The organism is Flavobacterium sp. 9 (genome assembly GCF_002754195.1).
In the GTDB taxonomy this organism is placed as follows: domain Bacteria; phylum Bacteroidota; class Bacteroidia; order Flavobacteriales; family Flavobacteriaceae; genus Flavobacterium.
The window spans coordinates 4,413,349-4,428,438 of sequence record NZ_PEEU01000001.1; the positions used below are offsets into that span (position 1 = coordinate 4,413,349).

General features: G+C 32.2%; 14 protein-coding genes. 9 read left to right on the forward strand and 5 right to left on the reverse strand.

Annotated elements, in window-relative coordinates:
* Window positions 1-481: 481 nt before the first annotated feature.
* The 4 genes from CLU81_RS18300 to lysS all read right to left on the reverse strand — a co-directional run bounded on the left by CLU81_RS18300 (window position 482) and on the right by lysS (window position 5,595).
* The gene (locus CLU81_RS18300) at window positions 482-1,630 is read right to left on the reverse strand and encodes a serine protease (protein WP_099711122.1); all 1,149 of its coding nucleotides are present in this window, start codon (window positions 1,628-1,630) and stop codon (window positions 482-484) included.
* A 345-nt stretch (window positions 1,631-1,975) separates the two neighbouring features.
* The gene (locus CLU81_RS18305; RefSeq protein WP_099711123.1) at window positions 1,976-2,470 is read right to left on the reverse strand and encodes a hypothetical protein; all 495 of its coding nucleotides are present in this window, start codon (window positions 2,468-2,470) and stop codon (window positions 1,976-1,978) included.
* Window positions 2,467-3,804, reverse strand: a complete 1,338-nt coding sequence (locus tag CLU81_RS18310; protein ID WP_099711124.1) for an AAA family ATPase — start codon at window positions 3,802-3,804, stop codon at window positions 2,467-2,469. The genes CLU81_RS18305 and CLU81_RS18310 overlap by 4 nt, the downstream gene beginning before the upstream one ends.
* 87 nt (window positions 3,805-3,891) lie before the next feature.
* On the reverse strand, window positions 3,892-5,595 hold the full coding sequence (gene lysS, locus CLU81_RS18315; RefSeq protein WP_099711125.1) for a lysine--tRNA ligase: 1,704 nt from the start codon (window positions 5,593-5,595) through the stop codon (window positions 3,892-3,894).
* A gap of 435 nt (window positions 5,596-6,030) precedes the next feature.
* Between lysS and CLU81_RS18325 the strand changes: the two genes are divergently transcribed.
* From CLU81_RS18325 to CLU81_RS18365, 9 genes are all read left to right on the forward strand, one after another.
* Window positions 6,031-6,765, forward strand: coding sequence for a hypothetical protein (locus tag CLU81_RS18325; protein WP_099711127.1), 735 nt, complete (start codon window positions 6,031-6,033; stop codon window positions 6,763-6,765).
* Window positions 6,766-6,989: 224 nt separating this feature from the next.
* Entirely contained in the window at window positions 6,990-7,745 is a 756-nt protein-coding gene (locus CLU81_RS18330) for a hypothetical protein (RefSeq protein WP_099711128.1), read from the forward strand.
* Window positions 7,746-7,750: 5 nt separating this feature from the next.
* Window positions 7,751-8,452, forward strand: coding sequence for a lipoyl(octanoyl) transferase LipB (gene lipB / locus CLU81_RS18335; protein WP_099711129.1), 702 nt, complete (start codon window positions 7,751-7,753; stop codon window positions 8,450-8,452).
* A gap of 224 nt (window positions 8,453-8,676) precedes the next feature.
* Window positions 8,677-9,498, forward strand: a complete 822-nt coding sequence (locus tag CLU81_RS18340; protein WP_099711130.1) for an AraC family transcriptional regulator — start codon at window positions 8,677-8,679, stop codon at window positions 9,496-9,498.
* Between the two features lie 27 nt (window positions 9,499-9,525).
* A complete protein-coding gene (locus tag CLU81_RS18345; RefSeq protein ID WP_099711131.1) occupies window positions 9,526-10,425 on the forward strand; it encodes an AraC family transcriptional regulator in 900 nt (299 codons plus the stop codon).
* Window positions 10,426-10,508: 83 nt separating this feature from the next.
* Window positions 10,509-11,348, forward strand: a complete 840-nt coding sequence (locus CLU81_RS18350) for an oxidoreductase (RefSeq protein WP_099711132.1) — start codon at window positions 10,509-10,511, stop codon at window positions 11,346-11,348.
* A gap of 14 nt (window positions 11,349-11,362) precedes the next feature.
* Complete coding sequence (locus CLU81_RS18355) at window positions 11,363-12,202, forward strand: SDR family NAD(P)-dependent oxidoreductase (protein ID WP_099712804.1); 840 nt, start codon at window positions 11,363-11,365, stop codon at window positions 12,200-12,202.
* A 361-nt stretch (window positions 12,203-12,563) separates the two neighbouring features.
* Window positions 12,564-13,157 (forward strand): NAD(P)H-dependent oxidoreductase, encoded by a 594-nt coding sequence (locus CLU81_RS18360; protein ID WP_099711133.1) that lies wholly within the window; start codon window positions 12,564-12,566, stop codon window positions 13,155-13,157.
* Window positions 13,158-13,247: 90 nt separating this feature from the next.
* On the forward strand, window positions 13,248-14,099 hold the full coding sequence (locus CLU81_RS18365) for a nuclear transport factor 2 family protein (RefSeq protein ID WP_144444526.1): 852 nt from the start codon (window positions 13,248-13,250) through the stop codon (window positions 14,097-14,099).
* A gap of 82 nt (window positions 14,100-14,181) precedes the next feature.
* Here the strand turns inward: CLU81_RS18365 and CLU81_RS18370 are convergent, their stop codons facing one another.
* Complete coding sequence (locus tag CLU81_RS18370) at window positions 14,182-14,841, reverse strand: ribonuclease HII (protein ID WP_099711135.1); 660 nt, start codon at window positions 14,839-14,841, stop codon at window positions 14,182-14,184.
* Window positions 14,842-15,090 lie beyond the last annotated feature (249 nt).

The window sequence follows — 15,090 nt, forward strand, 5'->3', positions numbered from 1 at the left end:
GTATTACATCTCACAACAGAAATCTTTAAAATAGGAACTTATGATCTCAAATAATTCATATAGAAGTCTGCCAACTTTATGTAAACGCCTGTTGAATCTGCTCTTATCAAGCATCTTTGGAATAAATCCATATTCTTTCATAAACTTAATGGCTGAGCAGTGATTGCCATAAAAGCTTGTTGAAGAAACAATTGCCGTCAGGATAATTTCGCTGTCACTTACATGTCTTCTTACATCTTCGGGATGATTAATTCCTTGTAAAATATCATCTATTAAACAAAAAATTGATATAATTTTGTCTTTACAAAGCATGGGTAAGGTTTATTGGTTCGCAAAACAAATTTACTGAACCTGTGCTTTGTTTTTTTATTACCTCTAAACTAGCAACTTGAATTAATTAATAAGTGTGATTTTTTATTTGATTTGAAATGTGAAAAACCGATTAGTTTTAAAAGTTTTTATTTTTTTGGACCTTTTCAAATTAAAGAGCGTGAACATGCTTCGCTACTATTCCAAAATTTATACCCTGAACCTGATCGACTCCACTGAAATTAATTGCAATCAATTGACCACATTCATTAAAAACCGGTGCGCCACTGGCGCCATGTGTAGAAGTTATGCTGTATTGAATTTTATTACCGTCTGATTCTTTACTTATTTGACCATTATAAAGCTGCACTTTTATCCCTGAATTTGTCTGTGCCAAATCCATTCCTAACGGATATCCTACCATTATTGCTTTTTGGCCTGGAACTAATGATTTATCATCGTCGATTGCATTATCAAGATCGATTACAGTTACAACGCTTGATGGAGTTTTATGATCGGCTAGCTGTAAAATACCTAAATCAATATCAGCTTCTTCTGAAACTTTTTTAATCTCACAATTAAGCCATTCATTATCAGAATCATGAAGAGCTACTTGAACGTCTATGGTTTTTACGTATACCTCAATTTCATCTATAGAAACATATTCTTTTACCGGAATAGATGCTGCAATATCAGTTGATACCGTTGATGTATCTGCTGTTGTTTCATTAGAACTAACAAATTCTTCACCCGCTGGTTCGCTGGTTTCTTCGCTTGATTCTTCATAATCTCCTTCTTCTCCTTCACCTTCGTCATACGACACTGATGCATGTGTCCAGTTGTTGTCGATAAAACTTTCATATTGATCTTCAGTAACATCTTTAGTAAGAATAGAACCAATCTTCATTCTTAGATTTCGTATCGTAGTATTTGTTTTATCGCTCTCTTCCTCTGATGAATTCCAAGGCTGTAAAACATGTTTGTTGGTTACCATGTCTCCGTTTGTATCTACGAAAAAGCCAGTTCCGAAAATTGTTACTTCTTTAGCGTCCTCAACAGAAAGTTGAAATTCTTTTCCATTAATTTTAGCAAAATAACCATATCTATGTTTTACAAGCACAACTGCGTCTTTGTAGGCATCATAGATTTTGGTGTCTGTGCCTAAACAAATAGTCTTACTTTCAGTTTTGAAATATTTAAATCCCAAAAATGATGCAGCCGAGAGAACAATAATAGCAATGAAAGCAAATTTGTAGCGATTTCTTTTGTTGTCGTTTGTTGAAGTTAGGTCTCCGTTAGGTTCTATTTTTCTAATTTTCATTTAAAGTATTGGTTGAAAAATGTTAGTTAAATGGGTTTTGGATAAAAAAAAAATAGACTTTATATAAAGTCTATTTTTTTTCAAATGTAGTAATTTGTTTGCTAAAAAAAATGCGAAAATTGAACCAATTCTATATTCAATATTAACCCAATATTATTTTATTTGTTTGCACTATATCAGTAATTGTCAATATATTTTACTGTAAAATAACTTTTATGAATTAAGTCGTTGTATTTGAGTTATTTAGTTAAAGAGTCTGATTCTGGTCTTAATTTTTTCAATCAAGATAAGTATTTTTTAAAAATAAGAAACCCGACAGATTTTTAAAACCTGTCGGGTTTGAAATTATTCGAAAGAAATATAGTTTCCTTCAATAAGATTTAATTTATATGAATCTTTGAATTCTTTTCTTTTTGTTGAAGCACTTGCTTTTACGATTCTTCTTCTACTCGGAAAGCAAACTACAGCATTCAAGCTGTAAGGTTTAAAATTTATTAATTTTGAATAATGTTTAAATGTATTTTCCAACTGCAAATATGCATCTTTTCTATGATTTGCTTGATTTCCTTTGGCAACTTTGACTTCAGTGAAGAACACTTCCTGATTATTACAAATAACATAATCACATTGACCACCTTTTACTGTTTTCATAACGCAATTGTCATTCTGTATGAAATAGAAATCAGTATTTAATTTGTTTTCAATGTGTAAATGCCAAGATTCTTTTGATGATACAAGTAAAACGTTTTCAGCTTCAAAAACAAATGTATGTTTGTCAGAAATTGTTTTCAAACAGTTTGATTCGATTCCAGGAAATGCTTCTTTAAGATGTAAAATCATAAATCAAGCAATTTATCAAATTCATTTGCAAAAGCATCAGAAACACCATCAATCATATTTTCCGAAATTTGTCCTAATTTATCATTCATTATTTTCTTTGCTTTCCCGTTTTTCAATTCGTATGCAATGAAGTTTTTAGGATTTAGCCAAGACTCTTTCTTTATGATTTTGTTTACTTCTTTTGGATTTTTTTTGCCTTTATCATAAGCTAATAGTAAATTATTTAAAGAAGCTAAAATAAAAGGACTATGAGTAGTGAGAATTAAATTTTTCCTATCAAACAAACAATTTTTAACCAAATATTTAATTAATTCATGTTGAGCTTTTGGATATAAGTTTAATTCAGGTTCTTCAACTACAAAATTGAAATTATATTTTTCTTTCAATGATTTTGAATATTCTACTAAAAGTAAAATTGGAATTATCGATTGTAGTCCTGATGCAGATTCTAATAAATCCACTTTTTCTGTTTCGTTATGATATATGTAAGAAGATTTTCCTTCTCTTTTGTATTTTATTTTTTTGTCAATTATATTTAATGGTAATTCTTTTATTGTTTGAATAGCTTTTTCATATTCTTGACCACTATTTAATAAATACTTTGGAATTTGAATATTATTATTGATTAATCCTAAGACATTTGTAGAGATAATGTCTAAGATATTTCTTTCTGTGGGAATATATATCGAATCATATATGAATATATTTGAAAAAGAATTCACTAAAGCTTCGTAAAGTTGTAAATAATTCTCGAACTTTTTTTCTTTACATAATATATCTAAAATTTCATCTGTTAAATGTTCTTCAAAGAATTGTTCATTTTCGGGATTAAAATAATAGTTTATAAATTTAGTTTTCTGTTTTTTTTCTGGAAAAAGATTAAGAATTTTTGTTTCAAAATTAACATCATAAAATTGAGAGTGTTTAATACTTCCTTCTATTAAAAATTTGAAGTTTTCAATTGTCTTATCTTTAATTATATCATGATCTTCATTTTTAATACCTTTAAAAAGCTCTATTATATTTGTGATAGTTTGTTTTTCAAATTTATTAGATGAAAACCTTAATGTAAAAGGGTAAACACTTTCACTATTCTTATATTGAATAAATGTGTTTTCATTTAAGTACGAATAAATATTGTATTTGCGTAATTCTGCTTCAAAAGTTGCTTCTGAAATCCTTCTAAAATCATCATCTTCAAATATAGAAATCAATTTTGCCAAAGTACTTTTTCCTGAAGCCTGAGCTCCAATAAAAGTAACCATTTCTCTAATTTCGATATCAATATCTTTTAGAGGCCCGAAATTTTTAACAATAAGTTTTGCTCTTTCCATGTTTTCAAAATTAAGGAAAATATTTATATAAGAAAAAGGAGCTTCAATAAAAGCTCCTTTTTAAGTTTAGTATTATTTCTAAGGAATTTACTCTACTAATTCCACAAATTTAAACTCACCTTCAACGGCAACTTTAGTCAAACCGTGTTTAGATAGATTTTTCATAGACGCATCCCATTTTTTACCGCTTAAATTTGCAGTAATTTTCAATTGCTGAAGATCCATTTTATTTTCATTTCCTTTCAATAAATCCAGGATAAATTTCTCTTCGTCAGACAATTCAATTTGAGCTTGTTTTTTCTCCGGACGCATTTGTGGGAACAATAAAACTTCCTGAATCGATGCATTGTTTGTTAAGTACATAATCAAACGGTCCATACCAATTCCCATTCCAGAAGTTGGAGGCATACCATATTCAAGTGCTCTTAAGAAATCTTCATCGATGATTCCGTTAGCTTCATCATCACCTTTTTCAGAAAGACGCATTTGATCTTCAAAACGCTCACGTTGATCAATTGGATCGTTTAATTCAGAATAAGCATTTGCGATTTCTTTACCACAAACCATTAATTCAAAACGCTCTGTAAGATCTGGATTATCGCGGTGTTCTTTACATAAAGGAGACATTTCTTTTGGATAATCAGTAATGAAAGTTGGCTGAATATAGTTTCCTTCGCATTTAGCGCCAAAAATCTCATCAATCAATTTTCCTTTCCCCATTGTTTTATCAACGTCGATTCCCATTCCTCTTGCTGCTTCAAACAATTCTTCTTCAGTTTTACCTGAGATATCAAAACCAGTAAAATGTTTGATAGAATCCGTCATTGTAACACGAGCATAAGGCGCTTTAAAATTAATTTGGTGTTCACCAAAAGTAACTTTACTAGTTCCGTTTACAGCAATTGCACAATGCTCAAGCAAACCTTCAGCAAATTCCATCATCCAGTTGTAGTCTTTGTAGGCTACATATATTTCCATTGCGGTAAATTCAGGATTATGTGTTCTGTCCATACCTTCATTTCTAAAGTTTTTCGAGAATTCATAAACACCTTCAAAACCACCAACAATTAATCTTTTCAAATACAATTCGTTTGCAATACGCATGTAAAGCGGAATGTCAAGTGAATTATGGTGCGTGATAAAAGGTCTTGCCGAAGCTCCACCAGCAATTGATTGTAAAACCGGAGTTTCAACTTCAAGATAACCAGCATCATTAAAATAGTTACGCATAGCCGTAAACAATTTTGTACGCTTAATGAAGTTTTCTTTCACATGCGGATTAACCGTTAAATCTACATAACGCATTCTGTAACGCAATTCAGCATCTGTAAAAGCGTCGTGAACGTTTCCGTCTGTATCAACTCTTGGTAAAGGAAGCGGACGAAGTGTTTTACTCAAGAAAGTAAAACCGCTAACACGAATACATTTCGCGCCAACTTGCGTCGTGAATAATTCACCTTCAATACCAACAAAGTCACCTAAATCAGTTAATTTTTTAAAAACCGTGTTGTACAAAGTTTTATCATCACCTTCACACAAAACATCGCGATTCACGTACAATTGTATACGCCCTTCGCTATCCTGCAATTCAGCAAAACAAGCTTTTCCTTGATCTCTGATACTCATCAAACGTCCGGCAACAATAACCTTCTTACCTTCTTCAAAAGATTCCTTAATCTGCTTCGAAGTGTGATTTACAGGAAAAAGATTAGCTGGGTAAGGATTGATTCCTAAGTTGCGTAAGTTTTGAAGTTTCTCTCTTCTAATGATTTCTTGTTCTGATAATGCCATTTTGTGCTCTTTTTTAAGTGTGCAAAGATAAAGAAAAGAATGTAGATTTCAGAATGCAGTTTTTAGATTTTTTGAAGCACAAATTTCAGGCTTTCAATACCCTTTTGTCCCGCTATCCACTTGTATCTTTTTTGCCGAAAAAAGCAAAAAAGGATACCGCTTCTATCGGGGCTATTCGTGAAGTTTTAGTTTTTAAAAGACCTTTTAGTTGGTGTGTTTAGATCGTTTTGTAAAGCATTGTCAGGCTGAGCGAAGTCGAAGCCACACGAGTAGCTCGACAAAGATTGGCGATTTTTATTGCGGAATTTCAGGTGTGGCTTCGACTTCGCTCAGCCTGACAATAATGCGTTAAAAATGCACGAAACTAAATAAAAACCTCAGTATCTTAGCTTCTCAGAACCTTAGAACCTTATAAAAAGAACCTTCTCAAAAAAAATGAAATCCATATCAGCCTTAATAATTCTTCTTATCCTGACAAGTTGCCAAATTACCGAAACCATCCAAATCAATCCAGACGGAACCGGAATTGTTGAAGTTGTTCAGCTTCGAAATGAAAATAGTTATATGCAATTGGCAGGAGATCAATACGCGCACGAAGATGTTTTTAAAGATACAACCTATGTTTTTCAGGATTATATCAAGAAGTACAACGAGACATTTGTGAAATATACGCCTGTTGAACAGCAATTATTTCAAAAATATTCGAATGTAAAAGTGCATATAAAAAATAGCTCTTTCGAAAAAGAATTCAGAACCGTAATGTCCTTTAACTTTAATAAAGTTTCGGAAATTCCGGATTTGTATAAGACCGAAGATTATGTAAATGACATTAAAAACAATTATGCATTAACTGCCGAAAATCATTATTATAAAATAGAATATCATTTTGACGGAACAGTTTTTAAGCGATCGGTTTCTGTCACAAATGAAGAGGAACTTCAAAAAACAAAAAATCAATTTGCAAATGCAGATCCTAAATATGCTTCTTTAAAACTGACGCAATCTTATGTTTTACGATATCATTTCCCCAAGAAAATAAAATCAGTTTCAAACCAAAAGGCAATTATTAGTCCCGATAAAAAATCATTAACCTTAGAATTTCAACTTTCAGACTGTTTACAAAATCCGGAAATGACAAGTTTAGAAGTGGTTTTGGAGGAAATTTATTAGCCACGGATCTGACGGATTTAAACGGATTGAACGCAGATTATTTCATGATAATCTTTGTCAAAGTTTTAAACTTTGACAAAGATCAGTCAATTCAAAAATAAAAAATCAGTGCAAATCTGTTTAAATCCGTCAAATCCGTGGTTAATTTTCACATAAACAATTAAACAAATCCACGACTAAATAAATAAAAATAGTCTTCGTATCTTTGATGAAAAATTAACCATATGAAATTATATAAATTACTTAGTTTTTGTTTTTTATTAGCAACATTAACAAGTTGCACCTTAACCGAAAATATTTATGTAAACGATAACGGAACCGGAAAGTTTTCTATAGACATGGACGGTTCGTCACTAATGGCAATGGCTGGTGATCAGTTAGGCGATCAAATGGGAGCCGACGCTAAAAAAAATATAGATTCTACTTTTACCTTCAAACAATTATTTGAACAGAAAAAAGATAGTATTGCAAAATTATCTCCCGAAGCTCAAAAGGAACTTAAAAAACTGGAGAATTTTGTAGTAAATACCAAAATGAACGCTGAGAAAAAAGAGTTTTTAATGACGCTTTCGACTGATTTTAAAAATGTAAATGAGTTACAAGATGCATTGCAAGCTATGAGCGCGCTTCAAAAATTAGAAGGCGGAGCAAATAGTGCAACACCTCTGGCAAAAGGATTAGGAGATAATAACAGTAAATTAAGCTATACATACGACGGAAAGAAATTTACGCGTAAAGCAGTAATCGATAAAGAAAAATTGGCTGCAAAAGCAAAAGATTCTGCGGCAGATATGTCCAAGATGATTTTTGCTTCGTCAAACTACATTATAAAATATCATTTTCCTAAGCGAATCAAAAAGGTATCAAACCCAAATGCTTTGTTTAGCGATGATCGAAAATCAATTACAATTCAATACCCTTTCACGGATTATATGGAGAATCCTGACAAGCTCAACTTCGAAGTTGAGTTTGAAAAATAATTAAAATGAACAAAAAAATTCAACTTCAGGATTTAGGAAGTAAAGATTATAAATCGACCTGGGAATATCAGGAAGAACTTTTTAAAGATATAGTCGACTTAAAAATCAAAAACAGAAGAGAAGAACTTGATTTGCCAACGCCAAATTATTTACTATTTGTAGAACACCCACATGTTTATACTTTGGGTAAAAGTGGCGATTTTGAGAACTTATTATTAAACGAAAAGCAGCTTGAAGCAAAAGGTGCTACTTTCTATAAAATCAATCGTGGCGGAGATATTACGTATCACGGACCCGGACAAATTGTAGGCTATCCGATTTTAGATTTAGAAAATTTCTTTACAGATATTCATAAGTATTTGCGTTTTCTTGAAGAAGCTATTATTCTGACTTTAGAAGAATATGGCTTAAAATGCGGACGTAGTGATGGCGAAACTGGCGTTTGGCTGGATGTTGGAACTCCGTTTGCACGTAAAATTTGTGCGCTTGGCGTACGTGCTTCAAGATGGGTAACCATGCACGGATTTGCATTGAATGTAAACGTAGATTTAGGATACTTTGATAATATTATTCCGTGTGGAATTCGCGGAAAAGGTGTTACATCTTTGCAAGTAGAACTTGGTGTAGAAAAAGTTGACGAAGAAGAGGTAAAGGCCAAAATCGTAAAACATTTGACTCAATTGTTTGAAGCAGAATTTATTTCATAAAGCTTCTAAAATATAAAAAGTATACCAATTCGTGTGGTCACGAAAAAAACATTTAACACATAGAAACATAGATTTTTCTTTATCTAAAAGAAGATGAAAAGAAACAGGTTTCTAACACATAGCGCACTATGTGAATTTTAAAAAAGTGAAACGCCTACTTTTTAAGTTCTCAAAAGCTATGTTTCTATGTGTTAATATAAATTATACTCAACGAATTTAATAGTATGAAAAATGCTGAAGAAAATAACAATTTTAGAATTGCTGTTCCTTCAGCATTTGAAACTGTTTTTTCTCATTTTTATTTTGCCGAAAATAAAACGGCATTTCCGGTAACGAAAACTTTATTACCCAGTTTTCAAACGATTCTTGTTTTTAATTTCGGAACAAAATCATCTTTAAGATCAGAGAAAAATAGGACTCTCGAAGTTGAAAAATGCATTGTTTTAGGACCTATAAAACAAGCGTTCGATTATACTTTAGAACCTAATTCAGAGATATTAGTTGCCAATTTTAAAGAAGATGCTTTTTATAGATTCTTCGGGAATGCGCTTCTAACGCATGCATTGCCAATTCATCCGGATGCTCTACTTGCAGAGAATTGCTTTTCGGTTTTATGGGAAGAACTTAATCTTTTATCAGATACAAAAGAACGTGTCGATTATATCCTGGAATTTTGCAAACCTTACTTGAAAGAGCAAAATGCTTTGACAACGCTTTTGGCGGATTTTAGAGAAGAGAATTTAAATCCGATAAAAGCAATTGCTTCGCAAACTAATCAATCAGAACGGAATATTCAATTGAATCAAAAGAAGTTTTTTGGATATACGATTAAAGAAATCAATCGCTACGAAAGGTTTTTAAAAGCTGTAGAAGTTATTCAGAAAGATATTATGAATGATTCTAAAACAGATTGGCTTTCCGTTGTAGAGCAATGTGGTTATTATGATCAAAGCCAATTGATTCATGATTTTAAATATTACATGAATATTTCTCCAACCAAATTCCTAAAATTCCAAAACGATATTTGCAGTTCTAAATCAGAATAGATTGTTTGAATTTTGTAACTTTGCAAAATGGACAAACTAGAAACTATAGAAGATTTTTATCGTAAAAAACTCCTTTTTATGCCCGATAATCTCAAAAAAGAAATCGGACATTTTAATGTTTTTGTATTGGATGATTTTGTGGGTTGCAGCGCAAAACCTATTCCATATAGCCGAAGAGATTATTTTAAGATAAGTTTGATCGTCGGGAAGAACAAAGTGCATTATGCTGACAAAGTTGTAGAGATTGAAAAACAGGCGCTTTTCTTCGCCAATCCGCAAATACCTTATAATTGGGAACAATTAGACGAACAGCAATCGGGATTTTTTTGTGTGTTTACCGAAGCTTTTTTTCATCAATTTGGAAATTTAAAGGAATATCCGGTTTTTAAACCAAACGGATCTCCTGTTTTTGCTATTGATGATGAACAAGTAGAAAGAATCAAAGGTATTTTTAAGCAAATGATGACAGAAATTAATTCTGATTATACTTATAAATATGATGTATTGCGCAATTTAGTTTTTGACTTGATTCATAGTGCAATGAAAATGCAGCCGGCTAATATTTCTGTTACTCAGCATTCTAATGCTTCAAGTAGAATATCTTCTTTGTTTCTGGAATTACTGGAAAGACAATTTCCTATTGAAAATTCAAGACAACGTTTCGGATTACGTTCTGCGGCAGATTTTGCAGATCAATTGACTATTCATGTCAATCATCTTAATAGAGCTCTGAAAGAAACGACTCAAAAAACAACTTCGGAGATTATTGCTGAACGCATTTTGCAGGAAGCAAAAATTCTTTTAAAACACACCGATTGGAATATCTCTGAAATCGCATATAGTTTGGGATTTGAAGAGCCAACACATTTCAATAACTTCTTTAAGAAAAACATTCAAATTACGCCACGACAATTTAGAACTGTTTGATTTTTGTAATTTATGGTTTGAATCTCGTTAGCGCAAGCAGCCGTTAGCGTCATACTTTTGTATCCTAATTAAAACACTATAATATGGATACTAAAAAAGTATGGTTTATAACCGGAGCTTCAAAAGGTTTGGGCTTGAGTTTAGTAAATCAATTATTAAAAGCGGGTCAATATGTGGTTGCAACATCAAGAAATATTGATGATCTTATTAAAGTAACCAATTCTGATTCGGAAAACTTCCTTCCGTTGGCTGTTGATCTTAAAGATGATAAAGACGTTGAAAAAGCGATCTCTCAGGCCGTGAAAAAATTCAACAGAATTGATGTTGTCATAAATAACGCAGGATATGGCATTGGCGGAAGCATCGAAGAATTAAATGACGACGAAACACGTGCAAGTTTTGATGTAAATATTTTTGGAACCTTAAATGTTATTAGAAATGTGATGCCTTATTTGCGATTGCAAAAATCAGGTCATATCATCAATATTTCTTCGATTGCAGGATTTACCGGAGCAACAGGATGGGCAGTTTATTCAGCATCAAAAGCTGCGGTGATTGGCTTATCTGAAGTATTGGCAGAAGATGTAAAATCTTTTGGAATCAAAGTTACGGTTGTTGCACCGGGCGCATTCCGAACTAATTTTCTTAAGCCTGATTCACTTACATTACCTCAAAACACAATCTCAGAATATGAAGAGGTTAGAAATTCTCATGCCAGATATTTAAAAATGGATGGAGAACAAATTGGCGATCCTGAAAAAGCCGCTTCTGCAATGATTGCAATTGTCGCATTGCCGGAACCTCCATTACATCTTTTACTGGGAAATGACGCTTATCAACGTGCCAATGCTAAAATTCAATATTTAGAAAAAGAATTTAAGCAATGGGAAACGATTACAAATTCAACAAGTTTTACAAACTAATTAAAAGCAAAAAAATGGATACAAATAAAGTATGGTTCGTGACTGGAGCCTCAAAAGGGTTGGGATTAACTTTGGTTAAAAAATTATTGGCAAACGGATATAAAGTTGCTGCAACTTCAAGAGATGTAAACGCATTAATTACTGAAATTGGCACAACATCAGATCAGTTTTTGCCTATTACAATGGATATTGTGACTGAAAGCAGTGTTCAGGAAGCAGTTCAAAATACGATCAATCATTTTAAAACGATTGATGTGGTGGTAAATAATGCCGGTTACGGACAAATTGGAACTTTGGAAGAACTTTCAGACGAAGAATCAAGACGTAATTTTGATGTAAATGTATTTGGTTTATTGAATGTGATTCGAAATACAATGCCTCATTTCAGAACAAACAGATCAGGACATTTCTTTAATATTTCGTCAATTGGCGGATATCACGGTGGTTTTCCGGGTTGGGGAATTTATTGTTCGACAAAATTTGCCGTTTCTGGTTTGACTGAAGGTTTGCAGGCAGAAGCTAAGGCTTTTGGCGTAAATGTGACTTTGGTTTATCCTGGATATTTCAGAACGAGCTTTTTATCTGAAGGTTCTATGGGATTGCCTAAAAATCCAATTGCGGATTATGAAGAAGCTCGTCAGTCTGTATTGGCACATCAAAATGAAATTAACGGAAATCAACCCGGAGATCCTGAAAAAGCGGTCGATGCTTTGATTCAGATTAGCAATGAAAAAAATCCGCCGCTTCATTTATTTTTAGGACAAGATGCCTACGATATGGCAAATAGTAAAATAGAAATTGTGAAAACAGATTTGGCAAACTGGAAAGATTTGACAACCTCTACTTCTTATTAATCACTATTAAACCTGACAGGTTTTTAATTCCGAGGCTTCGGGCAATGTCATTAAAGTTAAAAGGAATCTATAAAATCACTGAATTTTAATCAAGAAAATAATTAGAAAATCCGTTTTTATCAGCGTTTTCGCTTTAGCGAATCAGTAAAATCAGCGTCTAATTTTGACGCGGATAAAACAGATTTACTTCGTAAAAACGCGGATAAAAACGGATTTGATTTGTAATAATTTTATTTTTAAAAGCTTAATTTAATGACATTGGGCTTCGGGACTGCTGTTTACTACAGATTTCGTTTTCTTACAATTCTTCTCGAAGCTTGCATTCTACATTTGTCATGTTCAATCTTTAAAAATAGAAAACATGAAAAATTTAATTATTTATGCGCATCCAAATTCAGCAAGTTTAAATCATTTCTTCAAACAAACTGTTGTTGAAAGTTTAGAAAAAAAAGGAGAAGAAGTTATCGTTCGTGATTTGAATGAAATCAATTTTAATCCGGTTTTATCTCTGGAAGATATGCAGGGACAAAGAATGGGAAAAGTCGCAGACGAGATAAAAACAGAACAGGATTTTATTACTTGGGCAGATCAGGTTATTTTTATTTATCCGATTTGGTGGACGGGAATGCCGGCGATTATGAAAGGTTTTATTGATCGTGTTTTTAGTTATGGATTTGCTTATCGATACGATCAGGGCGTTCAAAAAGGATTGTTAACAGGAAAGAAAGCAATCATCATCAATTCGCATGGAAAAGCGAATGCAGAATATGAAGCAATGGGAATGGATAAAGCACTGGCATTAACGTCTGATACCGGAATCTTTACTTACTGCGGATTGGAAATTCAAAAGCATTTTTATTTTGATAAAGCAGACAGAGCTTCTGCAGAAAGTATTGAAGTTTGGGAAAACCAGATTAAAATGACTTTTAAATTCACAGGCGAAATTTTGAATTGATAGTAATTACGGTAGTTTTTCTGATGTTTTTGTGCTAAATTTGGTTTTATACTTTAATAAAAGCTTTAACCAATTCTAATTTCAATACTTATGAGAAAAATCTACTTTCTATGCTTCCTTTTTATGCTTAATAGTCTTTTTGCTCAAAAGAAAGATAAATTAAATCCAATTGCAGTTTATGAAAAAGTATGGCAGGAGCGCAATAGCGATGCCCGATTAAAATTAATAAAAACAATTTGGCTGGACGACAGTACTTTTGAGGATCCATCGGCATCTATCAAAGGTTCGGTTGCACTAAATAATGTTATAAATGAGTTTTACAAAAAATATCCGGATGCAGTATTAACTTCAGATAAAAAAGTTGTAAAAGACAATTATGTAAGTTGGGGCTGGAAGATTCTGGACTCAAAAAACAAACTTATAATGGGCGGTCGTGATTTTGCGAGATTAAACGGGAAAGGCCAAGTGAGTAAAATTATAAGTTTTTGGGATTCAGAAGTTACATTGACTGAGGCGGAAATTTTAAAAAATCTGGAAACAGATAATTTTAAAGTTGTAGCACAATATTTTGAAGGTCTTTTTAAAACCAGAAATCTAACTGCAATTTCTGCTTTAGTCGAAGAAGGTGCAGTTTACAGTCAAGCCGAAGGATTGCCTTATGGCGGAACTTATACAGGTTTTACTGAATGGACTAAAATGTATGCAAAATCAAGTGAGTTTTTTGATTTGGAAATAGAAAAAGAACCCGTTTATTTTAGTGATGCTACTAAAAATGAAGTAATTATTTATTTCACCATAAAATGCAAAGCAAAGAAATCCGGTAAATTCCTTTCAATGCCAATTTCGGAACATTTCGATTTAAAAAACGGAAAAATTACGGCAATCAGACCGTTTTATTTTGACACAAAACAATTTGCTGAATTCTTAAAAAGTAAAAAATAAAGTTTTAATCCAACCGATTTTGGATAATAGAATATAAAAAGAGAAAGGCTTATCAGATTTGATAAGCCTTTCTCTTTTTTGTTTAAAACTCAAACTCTAATTGATCTGGCAAAAGCCTGAAACTCATTCGGTGGTATTTTGTTGGACCATATTTTTTAATAGCTTCACGATGTTCTTTAGTGGGATAACCTTTGTTTTTTTTCCAGTTATACATCGGGAATTCTTCGTGGATTTGATCCATATATTCGTCACGATATGTCTTTGCGAGAACAGATGCAGCCGCAATACTCAAAAACTTGGCGTCACCTTTTATAATGCTTTGGTTAGGAATAGATTTCAATAGTTCTATTTCGGCTTTCGAAAATTGTTTACCTGTCGTATTCTTTAAACCCAATTTTGCGTTTAAAGAACGATTTCCATCGACAATAATATATTCAGGAACCTGATTTAATTTTAAAATGCATTCCTGCATTCCTTTCATCGAAGCATTTAGAATGTTTATTTCGTCAATTTCGGCAGGAAATAAATGTGTTACAGCAAAGGAAACGGCGTGTTCTTCAAGAATTGGTTTTAAAGATGCTCTTGTTTTCTCGGACAATTGCTTACTGTCATTTAAAATTTCATGCTCAAAATCTGCCGGTAGAATTATTGCGGCAGCAGTTACCGGTCCGGCCAAACAACCACGACCAGCTTCATCAGTTCCAGTTTCTAAAACAAATCCAGAGAAATTTTTTGCAAGCATTTTTCAAATTTTAAAAGGCAAATATTAGATTTTTTTTTCTAAAAAACAGAAATAGAAGTCAATCAAATAATGATAATGGGATGTATTTCTACTCTTTTAAAAAAAAATCATACTATTTTTTTAAACGTAAGTAAATTCTATAAACTTCAGACTTACTGTGTTTTAGAATTTGTTTTTGTAGACTATTGCCTATTTTTAATTCAAAAAGTAAGAAAAATTATAATATTTAACACCTGTATAATTGTTATT